The sequence below is a fragment of the Janthinobacterium sp. AD80 genome (assembly GCF_002878455.1).
In the GTDB taxonomy this organism is placed as follows: domain Bacteria; phylum Pseudomonadota; class Gammaproteobacteria; order Burkholderiales; family Burkholderiaceae_D; genus Janthinobacterium.
Genome location: NZ_NRDQ01000093.1, coordinates 1 through 19,380, shown reverse-complemented (window position 1 = coordinate 19,380; position 19,380 = coordinate 1). Strand labels below are relative to the sequence as shown.

Below are 19,380 nucleotides of genomic sequence, written 5' to 3'. Positions count from 1 at the left end.
ATGCGGGCGGCCAGCGGACGCTGGGCGCGCCAGGGCCACAAAATCGTTTTGTACGGCGTCTGACATCATGGCCATCGGCGCGTATGCGGGCTGGATGCTGGCGCAAGAGGCGCGCTCGCTGCTGACGCGTCTGGCGCGGCTGGAACCGTTCGCGCTGATTGAACCGACGGTGCTGGCCGCCGCCCTGATGCCCAGCGCCCAGTCGGCCATCGAAAGCCAGCTGGTGCAGGGCCGGCGCGAACTGCGGCGCATGGTGGCCCAGTTCCAGTGGTGGCTGCGGCGCGAGCAGGCCGATGGCGCCAGCATGGCCACGGCCGCCGAGGCGCAGCGCCGCTTCACCTTCCTGCGCCTGAAATTTAACGCCGCGCTGACCCAGTTCGACCTGTTCAATGAGGTCATCACGCAGCGCAGCGAGCACAAGACGGGCGTATGGCTGGCGGGCCTCGACATCGTCGCCGCCGACGCGCTGGCGCTGCCCGGCAATGTGTACCAGGCGCCGCCCGTGGTCTGCTACCTGGACCGGGGGCCGGGGGCGGCCATCCGCCGCGCCCGTACGCGCCTGCCCGGTGGCGGCGACAATCCCGTCGCCATCATCCGTCTGCCGCGCGAACGCATGATCGGCAGCAGCATCGCCTCGTCGCTGGTGCACGAGGTGGGCCGCCAGGGCGCGGCGCAAGTGATCGCCTTTGGCTGGATCAAGCCCGACGTGCAGGCCAAGGGCGCCGCATCGAGCTTTGTCGCCGCGTCAGGCCAGCAGGCGGCGCTGGCGCCGTTCTTCACGCGCTTCCTGCTCAATTGCGACCAGTGGGATGGCTACAACAGCGAGCGCAAGAACCTGATGGCGCACCTGAAAAACAACGCCATCGGCAACGTGGTGGCCATTACCGGCGACATCCACTCGTTTTTTGCCGGCACGGTCAGCGACGATTTCGACGCGGCCGGCGGCGGCACGCCCGTCATGGTGGACCTGGTGTCGGCGGGCGTCAGCTCCGATTCCTTTTTCAGCTACCTGAAGTCGGCGGCCGGCAGCATGGGCGACATCGGCACCCTCGTCAGCTATCCGCTGGCCATTCCCGTCACGGGCGTGGGCACGGTCAACCTCGACGTCAACCTGCTCGACTACACCATGGGCAAGGCGGCGCCGAGCGTGGACAGCCTGCTGGAGCAGCTGCGCGTGCAACTGCGCGGCGCCCTGGCGGCCAAGGGCGTGCCGGAAGCGCAACTCGACGCCACGGTCGCCGCCGTGCAGGCTGGCTTGAAAGCGAGCACCGACTTCAGCGTGACCCTGCTGGGCCTGGCGCAGCAATTGTCCGGCCTGGGCAATAACCCGTGGATCAGGCATCTGAACACGGATGCGCAGGGCTACACCGTGGTGACCCTGACGCCGGGCAAGCTGGTGGCGCAGTTCAAGCAGGTCAACAAACTGGTCGGCACGGCGGCGCCTTCGAACGTGATTGCGCGCGTGACGACGGCGACCGTGACGGCAGGTGCGGCGGCGGTGGTGGTGGCGTAAAGGCAGTTAGGTAGGTCGGATTGGCGTGGCAAAGCCGCGCGTAATCCGACAACATGGCTGGCGCGGCTGGTGGTGTCGGCTTGCGATTTTGGGATGTCGCTTAGCACTGGGGTGTTGTCGGGTTACGCCCTTTGGGCTAACCCGACCTACGCCCTCAGAGGCTTGTGCTGTCGCCTGCGGGGGGCTGACCCCAGCTTTTGCCTTACAATCTGGGCATGAGCTCGAGTTCCCCGCAAGTATCCCCTGCGCCGATTCCCCGTTCCGTCTACCTCGGTGGCCTGGCCATTGCCGTGGGCGGGGCGGTGCTGTTTTCCACCAAGGCCATCGTCGCCAAGCTGCTGTACCGCTACCAGATCGATGCCGTAACCCTGATTGCCTTCAGGATGATCTTTTCGCTGCCCGTGTTCGCCGTCATCGCCTGGTGGAAGATGCGCACGGAGCCGCCGCTGTCAAACCGCGACCGGCTGCGCCTGGTCGGACTGGGCCTGGTCGGCTACTACCTGTCCAGCTATCTGGATTTCCTGGGCCTGCAATATATTTCCGTGGGGCTGGAGCGGCTGATCCTGTTTCTCACGCCCACGTTTGTGCTGCTGATTACCACCGTGTACTTCAAGCAGACCATCAGCCGCCTGCAGTGGCTGGCCCTATTTACCTCGTATTGCGGCATCGTGCTGGTGTTCGTGCACGACCTGGAGGGTGGCGCCAGCAATGTGGCGCTGGGTTCCACCCTGGTGCTGGGTTCGGCCTGCGCGTATGCCGTGTACCTGCTCGGTTCCGGCGAACTGGTGAAACGCATCGGCTCGATGCGGCTGGTTTCCTACGCGATGTGCGTGGCCAGCTTTGCCTGCATCGCCCAATTCTTCATCCTGCGCCCCGTCGAGCTGCTGATCCAGCCCATGCCCGTGTATGGCCTGTCCCTGTTGAACGGCATCTTTTGCACGGTGATGCCCGTCTTCATGACGATGATCGCCGTCGAGCGCATCGGCGCGCCCGTCGCCTCGCAGGCGGGCATGATCGGCCCCGTGTCGACCCTGTTCCTGGGCGCCATGATCCTCGACGAACCGATCACCAACTGGCAGCTGGCCGGCACGAGCCTGGTGCTGGCCGGGATTTACTTGCTGTCGAAAAAGAAATAATTCTTTCCACTCACTGAAAACGCTCCCACCATGAAAACACGCATCGCCCTGATTGCCCACGACAAGAAAAAAGATGACATGATTACCCTGGCGGGCGAGTACCTGGATTTTTTAAAGGGTTGTGAATTGTCGGCCACGGGCACCACGGGCGGGCGTCTGATCAACGAGCTGGGCCTGGCGGTCGAGCGCAAGCATTCCGGCCCGTTCGGCGGCGACTTGCAGATCGGCTCGCTGCTGGTGGAAGGCTTGATCGACTGCGTGATCTTCCTGCGCGACCCGATGACGCCGCAGCCGCACGAGCCGGACATCAACGCCCTGGTGCGCGCCTGCGACGTGCATAACGTGGCGTGCGCAACAAACCTGTCGTCGGCGCATCTGGTGCTGTCGCAGTTGCAGGCACGCGCCAACGCTGCCGCCTGATACACCTAGACAAGGAGATGAGCATGAGCGCAACGATTAGCACCAAAGCCATCCGCGTACAGCGCACGGGCGGACCGGAAGTGATGGAATATGTGGACGTGGAACTGCCGCCGCCCGGTCCCGGCGAAGCGCGCGTCAGGCATGAAGCCATCGGCCTCAATTTCATCGACGTGTATTTCCGCACCGGCCTGTATCCGCAGCCGCTGCCCAATGGCCTCGGTGTCGAGGGCGCGGGTATCGTCGAGGCGGTGGGCGAGGGCGTCACGGAAGTGAAGGTGGGCGACCGCGTGGCGTATGCCGCGCGCATCAATGGCGCGTATGCGCTGCAGCGCAACCTGCCGGCGGCCCTGCTGCTGGTGCTGCCCGAGCGCATCGCTTTTGACACGGCGGCGGCCATGATGCTGCAAGGCTTGACGGTGCAATACCTGTTTCACCGCACGGTGGCCCTGAAGGCGGGCGACACGGTGCTGTTCCATGCGGCCGCGGGCGGCGTGGGCCTGATCGCCTGCCAGTGGGCGAAGGTGCTGGGCGTGAACCTGATCGGCACGGCCGGCTCCGATGAAAAAGTGGCGCTGGCCAAGGCGCATGGCGCTACGCACGTCATCAACTACAACACGGAAAATTTCGTCGAGCGCGTGAAGGACATCACGGGCGGCAAGGGCGTCTCCGTGGTCTACGACTCCATCGGCAAGGATACATTTACCGGCTCGCTCGATTGCCTGGCGCCGCTGGGCATGATGGTCAGCTTCGGCAACGCTTCCGGTCCCGTGCCGCCGTTTTCCCTGAGCGAACTGGCGTCGCGCGGCTCGCTGTTCATCACGCGCCCGGCACTGTTCAGCTATGCCTCGAACCGCAAGAACCTGGAAGACATGGCGGCTTCGCTGTTTGGCGTCGTCAGCAGCGGCGAAGTAAAGATCGAGATCAACCAGCGCTACAGCCTGGCCCATATCGCCCAGGCGCACGCGGACCTGGAAGGGCGCAAGACGACCGGCTCGACCATCATCGTGCCATGAGCGGCGGCGACAATGACGGCGCGCCGAAATTCGGCCGCCTGCTGATCGTGCTGCTGCTGGCCGTGGCGCTGATCGGCGTCCTTACCCTGTCGGCAGAAGCGTATTACTCGTAAAAAAAGCAGGCATAAAAAAACCCGGCTGGCGCATTGCTGCACCAGCCGGGTTTTTTACATGCTGCCAGATTATTCCACCTTGATTTCGACCGTACGTGGCACGCCGCTCTGGCCGGGGAAATCGGCAAAGGCGCTGGCCACCATGGCCGGCATCACTTGCGACGTGGCGCGCTTGTTGCTGGTCGATTGTACGGTCACGTCGTACAGGGTCTTGCCCTTGCGGTCGGCGATCGTCACGCGCAGTTCGCGTTCGTATTTATGGCGCACGCTTTCTTCCACTTCCATCGGGCCATACCAGAAGGGGCTGTAGCCAAAGCGGCCATAGCCCGGCCAGGCGCCGTAGCGGTAGCCATAGCGGCCAGGCCAGTAGCCTGGGCCATACCAGAATGGGTCGCTGGCCTGGATAACGCGCTCAGGATAGTCGACCGTCGAGAAATTCATCGACACGCGCAAATTGGCGGCATCCGGACCGGACGCTTCGCCGAAGCCGTGTTTTTGCAGTTCCGCGCGCAGCAGATTCTGATAGCTGCGGTATTCCAGCGTGTCATATTCGGCAGCGGGGGCTTCGAAGACATAGGATTTGTCGTACAACTGTGCCGGCCATTCATGGAAGGCCGTTACATCGCTGCGTATCGTGGTGGCGCATCCGGTTAGCAACACGGTCAATGCGGCCATCATGATGGTGAGATATCGTTTCATTGCATGATCTCCTTCTTGGATAAGCTGCAATTCATTGTTGGTAGACGCAATGCATCGCCTGATATTATAAGAATACTTCCATTTGTTTCAATTCATTATTACAGAATGTTACCGAGCATGTCGGGCGGCTGGAGAATCCCACATTCCTGCGCGGAATCAGCGCAATAGGCGGCCGTATTGGTCGTGAATCGGTCCTTTCCGGGCCGGGTGTTGGTAAAATAGGCTTTTGCCTCCGCTCCCACCCACATCCCTATGCGCACAGACAGCCCTCAGACGATTTACCGCAAAGATTACACGCCGCCCAGCTTCCTGGTCGACAGCGTCGAACTTGGTTTCGATCTCGATCCCGCCCGCACAGTGGTGGCGAGCCGGATACGCATGCGGCACAACCCTGCCAGCCGCAGCCGCAGCATCGAATTGCACGGCGAACACATCGAGCTGGTGATGGTGCGCCTGAATGGCAAGGTGCTGAAGCCGTCGCAATACACCTTGACGGCCAGCATGCTGACCATCCCGAAGGCGCCGGACGAGGTTACGCTGGATATTGAAACCGTGCTGGCGCCGCAGGACAATACCTCGCTTTCCGGCCTGTACGTGTCGAACCATAACTTCTTCACGCAGTGCGAGGCGGAAGGCTTCCGCCGCATCACCTTCTTCCCGGACCGCCCGGACGTGATGGCCAAGTACACGGTCATGCTGCGCGCTGATAAAGATAAATACCCGGTGCTGCTGTCGAACGGCAACCTGATCGAAGAGGGCGACCTCGGTGATGGCCGCCATTATGCCAAGTGGGAAGACCCGTTCAAGAAGCCATCGTATTTGTTCGCCCTGGTGGCGGCGCGCCTGGTATGCCAGGAAGAGCGCTATACCTTGAAGTCCGGCCGCGAAGTGCTGCTGCAGGTGTGGGTGGAAGACGGCAACCTGGATAAAACCGACTACGCCATGCAGTCGCTGAAAAACTCCATCCGCTGGGATGAAGAGCGCTTCGGCCTGGAGCTGGACCTGGACCGCTTCATGATCGTGGCCGTGGGCGACTTCAACATGGGCGCCATGGAAAACAAGGGCCTGAACATCTTCAACACCAAATACGTGCTGGCCAATCCGCGCGTGGCAACGGACGTCGATTACGCCGGCATCGAAGCGGTGGTGGGGCATGAATACTTCCATAACTGGACCGGCAACCGCGTCACGTGCCGCGACTGGTTCCAGCTGTCGCTGAAGGAAGGCTTGACGGTATTCCGCGACCAGGAATTCTCGGCCGACATGATCGGCACGGACACGGGCCGAGCCGTCACGCGCATCGACCAGGTGCGCACCCTGCGCCAGGCGCAGTTCCCGGAAGACGCTGGCCCGATGGCGCATCCCGTGCGTCCTGACTCTTTTGTCGAGATCAATAATTTTTATACGGTCACGATCTATGAAAAGGGCGCCGAAGTGGTGCGCATGTACCAGACCCTGGTGGGCCGCGATGGCTTCCGCAAGGGCATGGACCTGTACTTTGAACGCCACGATGGCCAGGCCGTCCAGTGCGACGACTTCCGCGCCGCCATGGCCGACGCGAATGGCCGCGACTTCACCCAGTTCGAGCGCTGGTACAGCCAGGCCGGCACGCCCGTCGTCACGGCCGCCACGCGCTATGATGCGGCCAGCCAGACGTTCGAGCTGACCCTGTCGCAAAGCTGTCCCGCCACGCCGGGCCAGCCGAAAAAACTGCCATTCCACATTCCCGTCACCGTCGGCTTGCTGGGCGCCGATGGCCGCGACCTGCCGCTGCACGTCGATGGCGTGGCGGCCAATGGCGCCACCAGCGTGGTGCTGGAGCTGACCAAAGCACAGCAGACCTTCCGTTTCACCCAGGTGGCGGAACTGCCCGTGCCGTCGCTGCTGCGCGAATTTTCCGCGCCCGTGGTGCTCGAATACGACTACACGGATGCCGGGCTGTTGCACCTGTTCCGCCATGACAGCGACCCGGTGAACCGCTGGGAAGCGGGCCAGCGCCTGGCCATGGAGCGTTTGCTCAAGCTGACGAGCGCGGTGGCCGCCGGCGAGAGCCTGGCGCTGGACGACACCTTCATCGCCGCGCAACGCGCCTTGCTGGCCGATGAAACGCTCGATCCTGCCTTCCGCGAGCTGGCGCTGATCCTGCCATCGGAAACCATCATCGCCGAGCGCATGGCGCAAGTCGATCCGCAGGCGATCCACGCGGCGCGCCAGTTCATGCGCCGTACCATCGCGGCGGCCCTGAAGCCGGAATTGCTGGCGCAGTACCATGCCAACCAGACGCCGGGCGACTACAGTCCCGACGCCCTGTCGGCCGGCAAGCGCGCGCTGAAAAACCTGGCCCTGTCGTATCTGCTGATCGCCCCGGGCGAACAGGAACTGGCGCTGGCGCAGCAGCAGTTCGACCATGCCGGCAACATGACGGACCGCGCGGCCGCCCTGGGTGCCCTGATCCATTCCGGCTCCACCGCGCATGCGCAGGCGGCCCTGGCCAGCTTCTATGCCGACTTCGAGAACGAGGCGCTGGTGGTCGACAAGTGGTTCGCCATGCAGGCCGCGGCGCCATCGACGGACGTGCAAGCCGTGCGCCAGCTGATGACGCATCCGGCCTTCACCCTGAAAAACCCGAACCGCGCGCGCAGTCTGATCTTCAATTTCACGAACGGCAACCCGTCGCAGTTCCATGCGGCGGACGGCAGCGGCTACGCCTTCTGGGCCGAGCAAGTCATCGCCCTCGACGCCCTGAACCCGCAAGTGGCGGCGCGGCTGGCCCGTTCCATGGACCGCTGGCGCCGTTACGTGCCCGCGCTGCAAAGCCACATGCGCACGGCGCTGGAACAAGTCGCCGGCCAGGCCAGCCTGTCGAATGACGTGATGGAAGTCGTTTCCAAGGCATTGGCAAATTGACGGCTGTCGGATTACGCCCTGCGGGCTAATCCGACCTACGCGCATGCATGGGCATTCATCAATTTGTAGGTCGGCTTAGCGCCAGGGGCGCGTAAGCCGACAGGCACCGAACGAGACGTATTTAAAACTAACGAAGGGGTTTCATGAAACGCATCAGTCTTACGCAATACCTGGTTGAAGAGCAGCGCTCGAACAACAGCATTCCGGCCGAACTGCGCCTGCTGATCGAAGTCGTCGCGCGCGCTTGCAAGACCATCAGCCACGCCGTCAGCAAGGGCGCGCTGGGCGAGGTGCTGGGCACGGCCGACACGGAAAACGTGCAGGGCGAAGTGCAGAAAAAGCTCGACATCATCTCCAACGAGATCCTGCTGGAAGCGAACGAATGGGGCGGCCACCTGGCGGCCATGGCGTCGGAAGAAATGGAATCGATCCACCCGATCCCGAACCGCTATCCGAAGGGCGAATACATGCTGCTGTTCGACCCATTGGATGGTTCGTCGAACATCGACGTCAACGTTTCCATCGGCACCATCTTCTCCGTGCTGAAGGCGCCGGAAGGCATGGGCGAGCCGACGGAGCAGGATTTCATGCAGGCGGGCAGCAAGCAAGTGGCGGCCGGCTACGCCGTGTACGGCCCGCAAACCATGCTGGTGCTGACCTTCGGCAATGGCGTGAACTGCTTCACCCTGGACCGCGAGATGGGTTCGTGGGTGCTCACGCAAAGCAATATGCAGATTCCACCGACGACGAAGGAATTCGCCATCAACATGTCGAACGCGCGCCACTGGCATCCGCCCGTGAAACGCTATGTCGACGAACTGCTGGCCGGCGACACGGGGCCGCGCGGCACCAATTTCAACATGCGCTGGATCGCCTCGATGGTGGCCGACGTGCACCGCATCCTGAACCGTGGCGGCATCTTCATGTACCCGGCCGACCTGCGCGACACCTCGATGCCGGGCAAGCTGCGCCTGATGTACGAAGCGAACCCGATGGCCTTCATCGTCGAGCAGGCTGGCGGCGCCGCCACCGACGGCCAGCAGCGCATCATGGACATCGCCCCGCACAAGCTGCACCAGCGCGTGCCCGTGTTCCTCGGCTCGAAAGACGAAGTGGCCCGCGTCACGGCCTACCACGCGGAATAAAACCTGCACTTTTCCACGATTTTCAGCGGCCCGCAGCCAGGCGGCTAAAAAAATGCAAAAAAGTTCGCGTTGACACTAGCAAATTTTGTGCATTGTTTGTAGAATGTGGGTCTTCGCCGTTGTAGCTCAGTTGGTAGAGCAGCACATTCGTAATGTGAAGGTCGCCAGTTCGATTCCGGCCAACGGCACCAGGTTTCATCAGAAAACCCGCTGACTTGCAAAAGTCAGCGGGTTTTTTGTTATTTTTACCGCATTTGTCACTCTTCCGGCTTCATATCCACTGATCGTTCTGCACCGTGCGCCCGCCCGCGTCGCCGTCGCCCGTATTGACCACGCCGCGCGGCTCGATCAGCAGCAGTTTTGTTTCAACCGTGGCGCACGGCTTGTGTTCGATACCCCTGGGCACCACGGCCATCTGGCCGGCAGTCAGCACGATGGCGTGTCCTTGCGCATAGCCAGGGCCGCGCAGGGCGATGCGCAATGCGCCTTCCAGCACGATGAAGGTCTCGTCCGTAGCGGCATGCCGGTGCCACTCGAATTCGCCGAGTACCTTGACGACCTTGAATTGATAGTCATTCATTTCGGCGATGACGCGCGGCTGCCAGTGCCCGTCAATCAGGCCGATCTTGCCTGCCAGGTCGATGGACTGGCCCTGGCCGCGCGTGGCGGTGGCGGTGGTAGTGTTAGTGTTAGTGGTGGTTGCCATGCTGTGCTCCGTTCAAGTGGTCATGCCTTCAGAATACGCATGCGCCGGTGGGCCGTATTGAACGATCGTGGGTGTGTTCAGCGTGTGCTGGCGCCGCCAGCGTAACGCAGCCAGCGCCCGGGCGTGAGGCCGTAGGTTTTCAGGAAATGCCGCGTCATGTGGCTCTGGTCGGCGAAGCCGGCGGCCATGGCGGCCGAGGCGAGCGTGCTGCCTGCCAGCAGCAGGCGCCGCACCGTCTCCAGGCGCCGCATCGTCAGATAGCGGTAGGGACTGGTGTCATGGAACACGCGAAAGTCGTGCGACAGGCTCCAGCGGTCGCGTCCCGTTGCCGCTTCCAGTTCGGCCATAGTGACGGCGTGCGCGCAGTGCGCCTGCAGATAGTCGCGCGCGCGGCGTGCCGCCAGGTAGTCGCCTTTCAGGCGTTGCGCGGGCGTGCCGGCCACCGCCGCCAGCGCATGCGCCAGTTCGGCCAGCGCCTCGCCCTGTTCCAGCACCTCGAGCGGGCGGCCGTCGCGCGGCAGCAAGGCGCTGGTGGCCGCCGCCAGGCGCGGATCGGTCGACACGCCGCCTTCGATGAAGGGCAGCGCGCGTCCGCCCAGCACATCCTGGATCAGCGCCGGTTCGATATACAGCATGCGGTAACGGAAGCCGGCGTCGGTGCCGGCCTGGCCATCGTGGGCCTCGTCGGGATGCAGGATCATGGTGTTGCCGGGCAGGCTGTTGCGCTGGCCGCGGCGGTAGCTGAAACGCTGCACGCCCGCCAGCGTGCGGCCGATGGCGTAGGTGTCGTGGCGGTGCATGGCATAGGCCTTGCCTTGAAACCACGCCTCGATGCGTTCGATTCCCTGTGCCGGTTCGGCGCACCTGACCCAGTCGCTGCGTGTTGGCGCTGATGCTCGCTTCATGGTGTTTGTCCGCAGATGCCTGCCCTGTTTGCCGAACGCAGACTGTACCTGCCGCGCGCGGGGCTGTCCACGAAAACCACCGGTTCAGAAGTTGTGCCGCATCCCCAGCACCACGCCAGACAAGGTGGCGCCCTTGGTTTGCGCATCGCTTGCCAGGCTGTTGATGGCGAAGCCGGCGATGCCGTTGCGGCCATTGGCCAGGCGCGTGTAGTAGGCATACAGGCTGCTGCGTTTCGACAGCTGGTAGTCATAGCCGACGGTGGCGTGTGTGGCGCCCGTGCCGGCGCCCGCGCGCACGCTGCCGATGGTGTCCAGCGCGCTGCCGCTGGCGCTTGGCGCATGCGCCAGGCCGACACGCAGGCCATGGCGGCCGAACTGGCGCGTGACCGACACATACGCGGTGCGCCGGTGCAGCTCTCCCGTCGCCGTGGCATAGCGCAGGCTTTCCACTGCCACCGCCAGCTGCGTGGCGCTGTCGATGCGCCAGGCCAGGGCCAGCTTGCTGCCATGGTCGGACAGACCCCGTCCCTGGTAATCGTGGTGCTCCTCATGCGCCAACGTGCCGTAGAACATGCCGCTGTCGTAGAGCAGGGCGGCCGACACCAATGCCGGATGCGCGCCGCTGGCAGGCCGCTCTTCGCCCATGCCGCGTGCCACGCGCAGCGACCAGCCCTGCCACTGCGGCGTCCAGTAATGCACGCTGTTCTGCTGGCGCCGGTCGAAGGAATACGTGTTGCTGGTATTGCTTTCGGTGGCACCGGCGCCGTTGCCCATCAGGCTCATGTAGCCTGCCGTGGTGGGGTAGAACGGATCGAGCGCGGAAGTGGCGCTGTTGTAGGGCAGGGTCCAGTTGCCGGCAAACAGCGTGCCCCATGGTCCCTGGATGCCGACACGCGTGTCGCGCGCGGCGATGGCCCCCGCCCCCGTGTCGGGCGCCAGGGTGCCCTCGACCTGGAACAGCGCCTGCCAGCCGCCGCCCAGGTCTTCGCTGCCGCGCAAGCCGAGCACGGAGCGGTTGTTGGACAGGCGCTGCACGCTGTCGCCCGTGCCGGACGAGTGCAGCGCTTCGAGCGCCACGTTCAGGCGGCCATACAGCTGCACATTGTCTTGTGCGGCGGCGGGCAGGGTAGCCGCCAGCGCAAGCGCGCCGGCAGCCAGCAAGGGCAAGCGCGTCGGCATGGCGTCAGAACGCAAAGCAGCTGCACCCCAGGGCGCCCCAGAAACCGGAATGGCTGGAAACGGGCACGGAGCTCTTGCGCGCCACGTCGTGCGCATGCACATGCACGCCGCAGGGACCCTGGCACTGGTGCTGCAGGACGCTGGCCGTTTGCGGCGGCGCGGCGCGGTAATGGCCGGCCACGTTCTTCACGGGCGACCAGTCCGGCAAGACGGGGATAGGGGGCGGCGCCAGTGGCGTGAATTCCGCCTGGCCGTAGACGATCTTGCCGCCGACAATGGTCAGCACCGATTCGATCGACTTGATGGCCTCTTCATCGATGCTGAAAAAGTCCGCGCTCAGCACGGCCAGGTCGGCCAGCATGCCTGCCTGGATGCGGCCCTTTTTATCTTTCTCGTTCGAGAACCAGGCGCTGCCCGTGGTCCACAGTTCCAGCGCCGTGTCGCGCGACAGGCGCGAGCCCGCGTCATACAGGCGCAAGCCGCCCACGGTGCGGCCCGACACCAGCCAGTACAGCGCCGTCCACGGGTTGTAGCTGGCGACCCGCGTGGCGTCGGTGCCGGCGCCCACCGGCACGCCCGTTTGCAGCATGCGCGCGATCGGCGGCGTGGCCTTGGCTGCCTCGGCGCCGTAGCGGTCGACGAAGTACTCGCCCTGGAAGGCCATGCGGTGCTGGATGGCGATGCCTCCGCCCAGCGCCTTGACCCGGTCGATATTGCGCGGCGTGATGGTTTCGCAGTGGTCGAACATCCAGGTCAGGCCATCGAAGGGGATGTCGCGGTTGACCTTTTCAAACACCGTCAGCATGCGGTCGATTGATTCGTCGTAGGTGGCGTGCAGGCGGAACGGCCAGCGTTTCGACACCAGGTGGCGCACGACTTTTTCCAGCTCGTCGTCCATGCCGGGCGCCAGGTCCGGGCGCGGCTCGAGGAAGTCCTCGAAGTCGGCGGCGGAAAATACCAGCATCTCGCCGGCACCGTTATGGCGGTAGTAATCGTTGCCCTGGCCCGGCGTCACCATTTCCGTCCACTTCTGGAAATCCTGCAGTTCCGCGCCCTTGTTCTGCGTAAACAGGTTGTAGGCGATGCGGATGGTCAGCTGCTCTTTCTGCGCCAATTCCTCGACCACGGCGTAGTCTTCCGGATAATTCTGGAAGCCGCCGCCCGCGTCGATGGCGCTGGTCAGGCCCAGGCGGTTCAATTCGCGCATGAACTGGCGCGTGGAGTTCACTTGCAGTTCGCGCGGCAGGCTCGGGCCTTTCGCCAGCGTGGCATACAGGATCATGGCGTTCGGACGGGCGATCAGCAGGCCGGTCGGATTGCCGGCCGCATCGCGCACGATCTCGCCGCCGGGCGGGTTCGGCGTGTTCTTGTCGTAGCCGACCACGCGCAGGGCGGCGCGGTTGAGCAGCGCGCGGTCGTACAGGTGCAGGATGAAGACCGGGGTGTCGGGCGCGGCCGCGTTGATTTCGTCGAGCGTCGGCATGCGTTTTTCGGCGAACTGGAATTCGTTCCAGCCGCCCACCACGCGCACCCATTGCGGATTCGGCGTGCGCAGCGCCTGTTCCTTCAGCATGCGCAAGGCGTCGGCCAGCGAAGGCACGCCTTCCCAGCGCAATTCCAGGTTGTAGTTCAAGCCGCCGCGTATCAGGTGCAGATGCGAGTCGTTCAGGCCGGGAACGACGGTGCGGCCATTCAGGTCGATCACCTGCGTGGCGGGGCCGCGATGGCGCATGACGTCGTCGGCGTCGCCGACGGCGAGGAATTTGCCATCGGCGATGGCCACGGCGCTCGCTTGCGGGCAGCTCTTGTCGACGGTATGGAAGCAGCCGTTGATCAGGATCAGGGGCGCGGTGGCGGGGAGGGTGTGTTCGGTCATGGTGCAGCTCCATGGTGGATGAAGAGGGGCCGGCGCAGGTTTGGGGCACAAGCGGGGCGCGGCGGGCGATAATCTCGTTTCCCAGTGTAGAGGCATGGCGCGGCTTTTACACGGGCCAAAAGATCAGTTGGGAGGACAGGAACTGGACTAATGGGTGGTGCGCTGGCGCGCGCCCTGCCTTAGCATGCAGGCATGCGGCACCGGGCCTGGCTTTCAAGTTGCGGCGCTTTTTTTCGAGTAGGTCAGTTTGCAGGAGTTCACCATGAATCAACCACCACACAGCCGCCTGTTCGGCGCCAGCCTGGGCTTTTTGGCCGGCTATGTCGACACCCTGGGCTTTATCGCCCTGTTCGGCCTGTTTACCGCCCACGTCACGGGCAACTTCGTGCTGATCGGCGCGGCCCTGGCCGATCCGTCACGCGTCTCCATCCTGCTGAAATTTCTCGCCTTTCCCGCCTTTGTCATCGGCGTGGCCGTCACGCGCCTGATGGTGCTGGCGATCGACCGCCGCGGCGGTCCGTCGCTGACCCTGGCCTTGCTCCTGCAATGGGTGCTGCTGGCCGCCTTCATGGCGTTTGGCTGCCTGGCCGAACCGATCGGCAAGGACGTCAGCGACATGGCGATGATCGCCGGCCTGCTGGGCACGGCCGCCATGGGCGTGCACAGCGCCACCAGCCGCCTGCTGCTGGCGCACCTGGCACCCACCTCCATGATGACTGGGAATGTGACGCAGATCGTGCTCGATACGGTCGATGTGCTGCGCGGCGCCGCCGACGCGAGCACCAGTGCGCGCTGTGTAAAAACCCTGTGGCCGCTGCTGGCGTTCGCGCTGGGCGCCATCGCCGCCGCCTTTGCCTATCTCGCGTATGGCTTTATCGCGCTGGCCGTGCCCTTGCTCGTGCTGGGTGCCGTGATCGTGGTACAGCAGCGCAGCGCTCGTGCAGCCGTGCCGGTGGCCTGACCGCGGCCATGCGCGCCTGCCTGTTATGGCTGGGTTCGATGCTGGCCACTCCCTGCGGACTGGCCAGCGCGGCGGCCATGCTGGTGCTGCTGTACGCGGCGTTGCGCTGGCGCCTGCGGCGCCATGCCGCGCGCCTGGAGGCAAGGCAGGCCGCGCGCGAACGCATCGCGCGCGAGCTGCACGACAATATATTGCAGGGTACGCAGGCAGTGATCCTGCATTTTCATAATGCCAGCATGGCCTTGCCGGCGGATGAACCGGCCAGGGCGGCCATGCTGCGCGCGCTCGACGCGGCCGATCGCATGCTGGCCGAAGGCCGCGACCAGGCGCAGGCGCTGCACGCCGCTACCCTGGACGCCGAGCCTGCATGCGACACGTGCTGGCGCTGGCGCTGGATGCCGTGGCGCCGCCGCACCCAGGCCCGTTCAGGTATCGAGGATGCCGCGCCGTAGCGCGATGGTGACCGCATGCGTGCGGTCCTTGGCGCCCAGCTTGGCCAGGATGGTACTCATGTGGGCCTTGACGGTTTCTTCCTTGATACTCAGCAGGGCGCCCGTCTCGCGGTTGGAATTGCCTTGCGCGACGAGGCGCAGCACATCCAGTTCACGGTTCGACAGCACATCGGCGCTGGCATAGCGGGCCATCTCGGCCTCGGCTTCGGGGCTGAGGTAGCGCCGGCCCGCATGCACGGCCTGTATCGCCGCCAGCAATTCATGGCGCAATGAACTTTTCAGCAGGTAGCCACACGCGCCGGCCTGCACGGCGCGTCCGACCAGGGCGTCGCCCTTGTAGGTGGTCAGCACGATGATGCGCGCGTGCGGGCGCAGCCTGCGGATGGCATCGATCGCATCGAGGCCGTTCATGACCGGCATCTGCAAATCCATCAGGGTCACGTCAGGTTGCAGTTCTGTAAATTGGCGCACGGCTTGCTGGCCATCGCTGGCCTGGCCCACCAGTTGCACGCCAGGAAACGACTGCAGCAGGGTGGCGATGCCATCGAGCAGCAGTTGATGGTCGTCAGCAATCAACACACGTATCGCCTGGCTGTCGCTGTGCATCGTGCTGGCCGTCATGGAGGATAAATCGATCAAGAGTCGTTGGAAAATAGTGAGTGAAAGGCATTTTACAACAGCGTCTGGCGCACCGCAGCAGCAGCTTCGGCCAGCCGCTGCCGGCGCGGAAAAAATGGCCCGCCTATATATTTAGATAGTGGTGCGCCTGCCTGGCCCGGCATACGATGGACAGCAGTAACCCACCCCACTTTTTATAATGGATAGCCTCATGACGAACCCGAAACTGGAAGTCCTCACCCCCGACAATTGCCAGATCATTTTCATCGACCAGCAGCCGCAGATGGCTTTTGGCGTGCAATCGATGGACCGGCAAGCCCTGAAGAACAATACCGTGGGCCTGGCCAAGGCCGCCAAGGTGTTCAACATCCCGACCATCATCACCACGGTGGAAACGGAAAGCTTCTCGGGCCACACCTACCCGGAACTGCTGGACGTTTTCCCGGGCAAGGATATCCTCGAGCGCAGCTCCATGAATTCCTGGGATGACCAGAAGGTGCGCGATGCGCTGGCCGCCAACGGCAAGAAGAAAGTCGTCGTCTCGGGCCTGTGGACGGAAGTGTGCAACAACAGCTTCGCCCTGTGCGCGATGCTCGAAGGCGACTATGAAATCTACATGGTGGCAGATGCTTCCGGCGGCACCTCGAAGGAAGCGCACGACTACGCCATGCAGCGCATGATCCAGGCCGGCGTCGTGCCGGTGACCTGGCAGCAGGTGCTGCTGGAATGGCAGCGTGACTGGGCGCACAAGGAAACCTACGACGCCGTGATGGCCATCGTGCGCGAACATTCGGGCGCCTACGGCATGGGCGTCGACTACGCCTACACCATGGTGCACAAGGCGCCGCAGCGCATCCATGGCGAACACGCCACCCTGGCGCCGGTACCGGCCAAGTAAGGCCAGGCAGCCATGCCATGCGCCGCGCGCCTGACCGCGCGCGGCGTTTTTTTATTTGAAAGGAATATGCCATGAAGCTGTATGTGATTTCGCTGGCCGTGGGCCTGCTGGTCGGCATCATCTATGCCGTGCTGCAGGTGCGCTCGCCGGCACCGCCCGCGATCGCCCTGATCGGCCTGCTGGGCATGCTGATCGGCGAACAGATCGTTCCCAGCGTCAAGCGCCTGATGGCGGGCGAGCCCGTGACCGTAGCTTGGCTGCGCAGCGAATGCGTGCCGAAGATCAGCGGCGTGGAAGCCAAGCCGACCTTGGCCAAGGCCGCGGTAAAGCTGGATGAGGATGCAGCGTAAACGCCGGAGTCAGACCCGGCGGGTCTGACTCCGGTTCCCGGCAGCTAGAACGCGCCCAGCAAGCCGCGCCGGGCGGCCACCGTGGCCGCCTCGGTGCGGCTTGATACGTTGAGCTTGGTCAAAATGTTATTTACGTGAAATTTGACGGTACCCACCTCGATGCCGGCGCTGCGCGCGATCATCTTGTTGCTCTTGCCGGCCGACAGGTGCAGCAGGATGTCGTGCTCGCGCTTCGACAGGCGGTTCGCCTCGATGCGTGCGGCCTGCTGCGCGGCCAGTTCCGGCGGCAGGTAAAGGCCGCCGGCCGCCACCTTGCCGATGCACTCGGCCAGCTGGCGGAAGCCTGAATCCTTCAGCAGGTAGCCGCGCGCACCCGCGCGCAGTGCGCGGTGTACATTGTCCTCGCCCTGGTAGGTGGTGAGGATGACGATTTTTGCCTGCGCATCGCTTGCGCAGATGCGCTCGATCGCTTCCACGCCATGCATCTGCGGCATGTTCAAATCCATCAGTACCACGTCGGGCCGCAGTTCGCGGTACAGCTGCACGGCGGCCTGGCCCGTTCCGGCCTGGCCCAGCAGGCGCAAGCCGGGCAGGGACTCGATCAGCGAGGCCAGGCCGGCCAGGATCAGCGGGTGGTCGTCGGCGATCAAGAGGGTAATCGTTGCATCGGCCGGGAGAATGGTCGTGTCCATGGTTGTCTTCATTGAGATGGCAGGGTGAAGTGGAAGACGCTGCCGTGGGGCGCGCCAGGCGCATGCCACAGGCGCCCGCCGTGGGCGTCGACGATGCGCCGGCAGATCGCCAGGCCCAGGCCCATGCCGCCGGGCTTGCTGGAATACAGCGCGTCGTACAAACGGCCGGCCGCCTGCGGCGCGATGCCGGCGCCATTGTCGGCGATGCTGAAATGCTGCATGCCGCCGTCCAGCCGCGACGACAGCAGCACGCTGCGCTGCCGGCCATGGGTGTGGCGCAGGGTCTCGATGGCATTCATCAGCACATTCGTGATGACCTGGCGAAATTGCACCGGGTCGGCGCACAGCGGCGGGCGGCCTGGCTGCAGCTGGATCTCCACATGGATGGCATGTTGCAGCAGTTCCGCGCGCAGCAGCTGCAGCATGTCGTGCACGGCGTCGTCGGCGGCGAAGGTGTGATGGCTGCCCGGCGACTGGCTGGCCAGGCCGTGCACGCTGCGCAGCACGGCACTGGCGTGGCTGCCGGCGCTGGCGACCAGGGCCAGCGCGGCGCGCGCCTGCTCCAGGCGCGGCGGATCATGGTCGAGCCAGCGCAGGGCCGCATCGGCATTGAGCGCGATGGCCGCCAGCGGCTGGCGCACTTCATGGGCGATCGAGGCCGCCAGTTGGCCCAGGCCGCGCAGGCGCTCCGCCTGCGCCTGGCCGGCGTCTTGTCTCTGAGGGAAATAACGCATGCTGCCCATCGCCGTGCTCCTGTCGCTGTGGCGGCGGATGCCGCATTGCAGCAAGTATGCACGGCATCGCCGCCAGGGCACTTATACGAATGGGGGAGAGCGGGGGATTTTTTGCGGCGCCAGGCACCGCCGGCGTGTGCCGGCGGCGTGGCAATCAAGGTCAGGACTTGATTCAGGACTTGATAAAGGCCAGCAAGTCTTCGTTCAGGCGATCCTTGTGGGTAGCTGGCAAGCCGTGCGGCGCGCCCTCATAGATGACCAGTTTGGCGTTCTTGACGAGTTTTGCTGCCGCCTTGCCGGAAGCGTCGATCGGCACGATCTGGTCGTCGCCGCCGTGCACCACCAGGGTCGGCACCGTGATTTTCTTCAGGTCGGCCGTGAAGTCCGTTTCGGAAAACTGCTTGATGCAGTCATAGGCGTTCTTGATGCCGCACTGCATGCCCTGCAGCCAGAAGGTGTCGCGCATGCCTTGCGAGACCTTGTTGCCGGGACGGTTGGCGCCGAAGAAGGGCACCGTCAGGTCCTTGAAAAATTGCGAACGGTCGGCCAGCACGCCGGCGCGGATGCCGTCGAAGACGGACATCGGCAAGCCGCCCGGATTGGTTTCCGACTTGACCATCTGCGGCGGCACGGCGCCTACCAGCACGGCCTTGGCCACGCGTTTTTCGCCATGGCGGCCGATGTAGCGGGCCACTTCGCCGCCACCTGTCGAATGGCCGACCAGGGTGGCGCCCTTGATGTCGAGCGCGTCGAGCAGGGTCGCCAGGTCGTCGGCGTAGGTATCCATGTCATTGCCCTGCCATGGTTGGCTGGACAGGCCGTGGCCGCGGCGGTCGTGCGCGATCACGCGGTAGCCGTGGCTGGCCAGGAACATCATCTGGTCTTCCCAGGCATCGCCCTGCAAGGGCCAGCCGTGGCTGAAGACGACGGGCGTGCCCGTGCCCCAGTCCTTGAAGTGGATGACGGTGCCGTCCTTGACGGTGACGCTGTTGACGGTCAGCTTGCCCGGCGCGGCGGCAGCGGCAGGCTTGGCGGCGGCGCTGGCGCCACCGGCGGCCAGCAA

At 64.4% G+C, this 19,380-nt stretch carries 19 protein-coding genes and 1 tRNA gene; 11 read left to right on the top strand and 9 right to left on the bottom strand.

Going from position 1 to position 19,380, the window contains the following annotated elements; translation table 11 throughout:
• The 4 genes from JaAD80_RS31575 to JaAD80_RS18310 all read left to right on the top strand — a co-directional run.
• Nucleotides 1-1,513 (top strand): alkaline phosphatase D family protein (locus JaAD80_RS31575; protein WP_180979467.1); only part of this gene is annotated, 1,513 nt, incomplete at its 5' end.
• Nucleotides 1,514-1,728: 215 nt separating this feature from the next.
• A complete protein-coding gene (locus JaAD80_RS18320; RefSeq protein WP_102296125.1) occupies nucleotides 1,729-2,649 on the top strand; it encodes a DMT family transporter in 921 nt (306 codons plus the stop codon).
• Nucleotides 2,650-2,679: 30 nt separating this feature from the next.
• Entirely contained in the window at nucleotides 2,680-3,069 is a 390-nt protein-coding gene (locus tag JaAD80_RS18315; RefSeq protein WP_092608131.1) for a methylglyoxal synthase, read from the top strand.
• 23 nt (nucleotides 3,070-3,092) lie between these two features.
• On the top strand, nucleotides 3,093-4,082 hold the full coding sequence (locus tag JaAD80_RS18310) for a quinone oxidoreductase (protein WP_102296124.1): 990 nt from the start codon (nucleotides 3,093-3,095) through the stop codon (nucleotides 4,080-4,082).
• A gap of 182 nt (nucleotides 4,083-4,264) precedes the next feature.
• Here JaAD80_RS18310 and JaAD80_RS18305 read toward each other — a convergent pair whose 3' ends face one another.
• Nucleotides 4,265-4,894 (bottom strand): DUF4136 domain-containing protein, encoded by a 630-nt coding sequence (locus tag JaAD80_RS18305; protein WP_102296123.1) that lies wholly within the window; start codon nucleotides 4,892-4,894, stop codon nucleotides 4,265-4,267.
• A gap of 252 nt (nucleotides 4,895-5,146) precedes the next feature.
• On the opposite strand from JaAD80_RS18305, the gene pepN reads away from it, so the two are divergent.
• The 3 genes from pepN (at nucleotide 5,147) to JaAD80_RS18290 (ending at nucleotide 9,137) form a co-directional block, all read left to right on the top strand.
• Entirely contained in the window at nucleotides 5,147-7,801 is a 2,655-nt protein-coding gene (gene pepN, locus JaAD80_RS18300) for an aminopeptidase N (protein ID WP_102296121.1), read from the top strand.
• Nucleotides 7,802-7,944: 143 nt separating this feature from the next.
• Nucleotides 7,945-8,946, top strand: a complete 1,002-nt coding sequence (locus JaAD80_RS18295; protein WP_077408194.1) for a class 1 fructose-bisphosphatase — start codon at nucleotides 7,945-7,947, stop codon at nucleotides 8,944-8,946.
• A 115-nt stretch (nucleotides 8,947-9,061) separates the two neighbouring features.
• Nucleotides 9,062-9,137: transfer RNA gene (locus JaAD80_RS18290), tRNA-Thr, on the top strand.
• Between the two features lie 80 nt (nucleotides 9,138-9,217).
• Here the strand turns inward: JaAD80_RS18290 and JaAD80_RS18285 are convergent.
• From JaAD80_RS18285 to JaAD80_RS18270, 4 genes are all read right to left on the bottom strand, one after another.
• A complete protein-coding gene (locus JaAD80_RS18285) occupies nucleotides 9,218-9,652 on the bottom strand; it encodes a cupin domain-containing protein (protein WP_102296120.1) in 435 nt (144 codons plus the stop codon).
• Between the two features lie 77 nt (nucleotides 9,653-9,729).
• Nucleotides 9,730-10,557: an AraC family transcriptional regulator gene (locus tag JaAD80_RS18280; protein WP_102296118.1), complete on the bottom strand. Its 828-nt coding sequence runs from the start codon at nucleotides 10,555-10,557 to the stop codon at nucleotides 9,730-9,732.
• An 84-nt stretch (nucleotides 10,558-10,641) separates the two neighbouring features.
• The gene (locus JaAD80_RS18275; protein WP_102296116.1) at nucleotides 10,642-11,736 is read right to left on the bottom strand and encodes a porin; all 1,095 of its coding nucleotides are present in this window, start codon (nucleotides 11,734-11,736) and stop codon (nucleotides 10,642-10,644) included.
• Between the two features lie 4 nt (nucleotides 11,737-11,740).
• On the bottom strand, nucleotides 11,741-13,612 hold the full coding sequence (locus tag JaAD80_RS18270) for an amidohydrolase (protein WP_102296114.1): 1,872 nt from the start codon (nucleotides 13,610-13,612) through the stop codon (nucleotides 11,741-11,743).
• A 262-nt stretch (nucleotides 13,613-13,874) separates the two neighbouring features.
• Here JaAD80_RS18270 and JaAD80_RS18265 point away from each other — a divergent pair, with 262 nt between their 5' ends.
• Both JaAD80_RS18265 and JaAD80_RS18260 read left to right on the top strand, forming a co-directional pair.
• The gene (locus tag JaAD80_RS18265; RefSeq protein WP_102296112.1) at nucleotides 13,875-14,573 is read left to right on the top strand and encodes a YoaK family protein; all 699 of its coding nucleotides are present in this window, start codon (nucleotides 13,875-13,877) and stop codon (nucleotides 14,571-14,573) included.
• An 8-nt stretch (nucleotides 14,574-14,581) separates the two neighbouring features.
• Nucleotides 14,582-15,025: a histidine kinase gene (locus tag JaAD80_RS18260; RefSeq protein WP_102296110.1), complete on the top strand. Its 444-nt coding sequence runs from the start codon at nucleotides 14,582-14,584 to the stop codon at nucleotides 15,023-15,025.
• Here the strand turns inward: JaAD80_RS18260 and JaAD80_RS18255 are convergent.
• On the bottom strand, nucleotides 14,999-15,646 hold the full coding sequence (locus JaAD80_RS18255; protein WP_258003073.1) for a response regulator transcription factor: 648 nt from the start codon (nucleotides 15,644-15,646) through the stop codon (nucleotides 14,999-15,001). The genes JaAD80_RS18260 and JaAD80_RS18255 overlap by 27 nt on opposite strands.
• 208 nt (nucleotides 15,647-15,854) lie before the next feature.
• Here JaAD80_RS18255 and JaAD80_RS18250 point away from each other — a divergent pair, with 208 nt between their 5' ends.
• Nucleotides 15,855-16,541 (top strand): hydrolase, encoded by a 687-nt coding sequence (locus JaAD80_RS18250; protein ID WP_070281851.1) that lies wholly within the window; start codon nucleotides 15,855-15,857, stop codon nucleotides 16,539-16,541.
• A 71-nt stretch (nucleotides 16,542-16,612) separates the two neighbouring features.
• Nucleotides 16,613-16,891, top strand: a complete 279-nt coding sequence (locus tag JaAD80_RS18245; protein WP_102296109.1) for a XapX domain-containing protein — start codon at nucleotides 16,613-16,615, stop codon at nucleotides 16,889-16,891.
• 44 nt (nucleotides 16,892-16,935) lie between these two features.
• Here the strand turns inward: JaAD80_RS18245 and JaAD80_RS18240 are convergent, their stop codons facing one another.
• The 3 genes from JaAD80_RS18240 to JaAD80_RS18230 form a co-directional block, all read right to left on the bottom strand.
• Complete coding sequence (locus tag JaAD80_RS18240) at nucleotides 16,936-17,583, bottom strand: response regulator transcription factor (RefSeq protein ID WP_258003072.1); 648 nt, start codon at nucleotides 17,581-17,583, stop codon at nucleotides 16,936-16,938.
• Between the two features lie 8 nt (nucleotides 17,584-17,591).
• Complete coding sequence (locus JaAD80_RS18235; protein ID WP_180979466.1) at nucleotides 17,592-18,317, bottom strand: sensor histidine kinase; 726 nt, start codon at nucleotides 18,315-18,317, stop codon at nucleotides 17,592-17,594.
• A gap of 172 nt (nucleotides 18,318-18,489) precedes the next feature.
• Nucleotides 18,490-19,377, bottom strand: a complete 888-nt coding sequence (locus JaAD80_RS18230) for an alpha/beta fold hydrolase (RefSeq protein WP_258003074.1) — start codon at nucleotides 19,375-19,377, stop codon at nucleotides 18,490-18,492.
• Nucleotides 19,378-19,380: the final 3 nt, after the last annotated feature.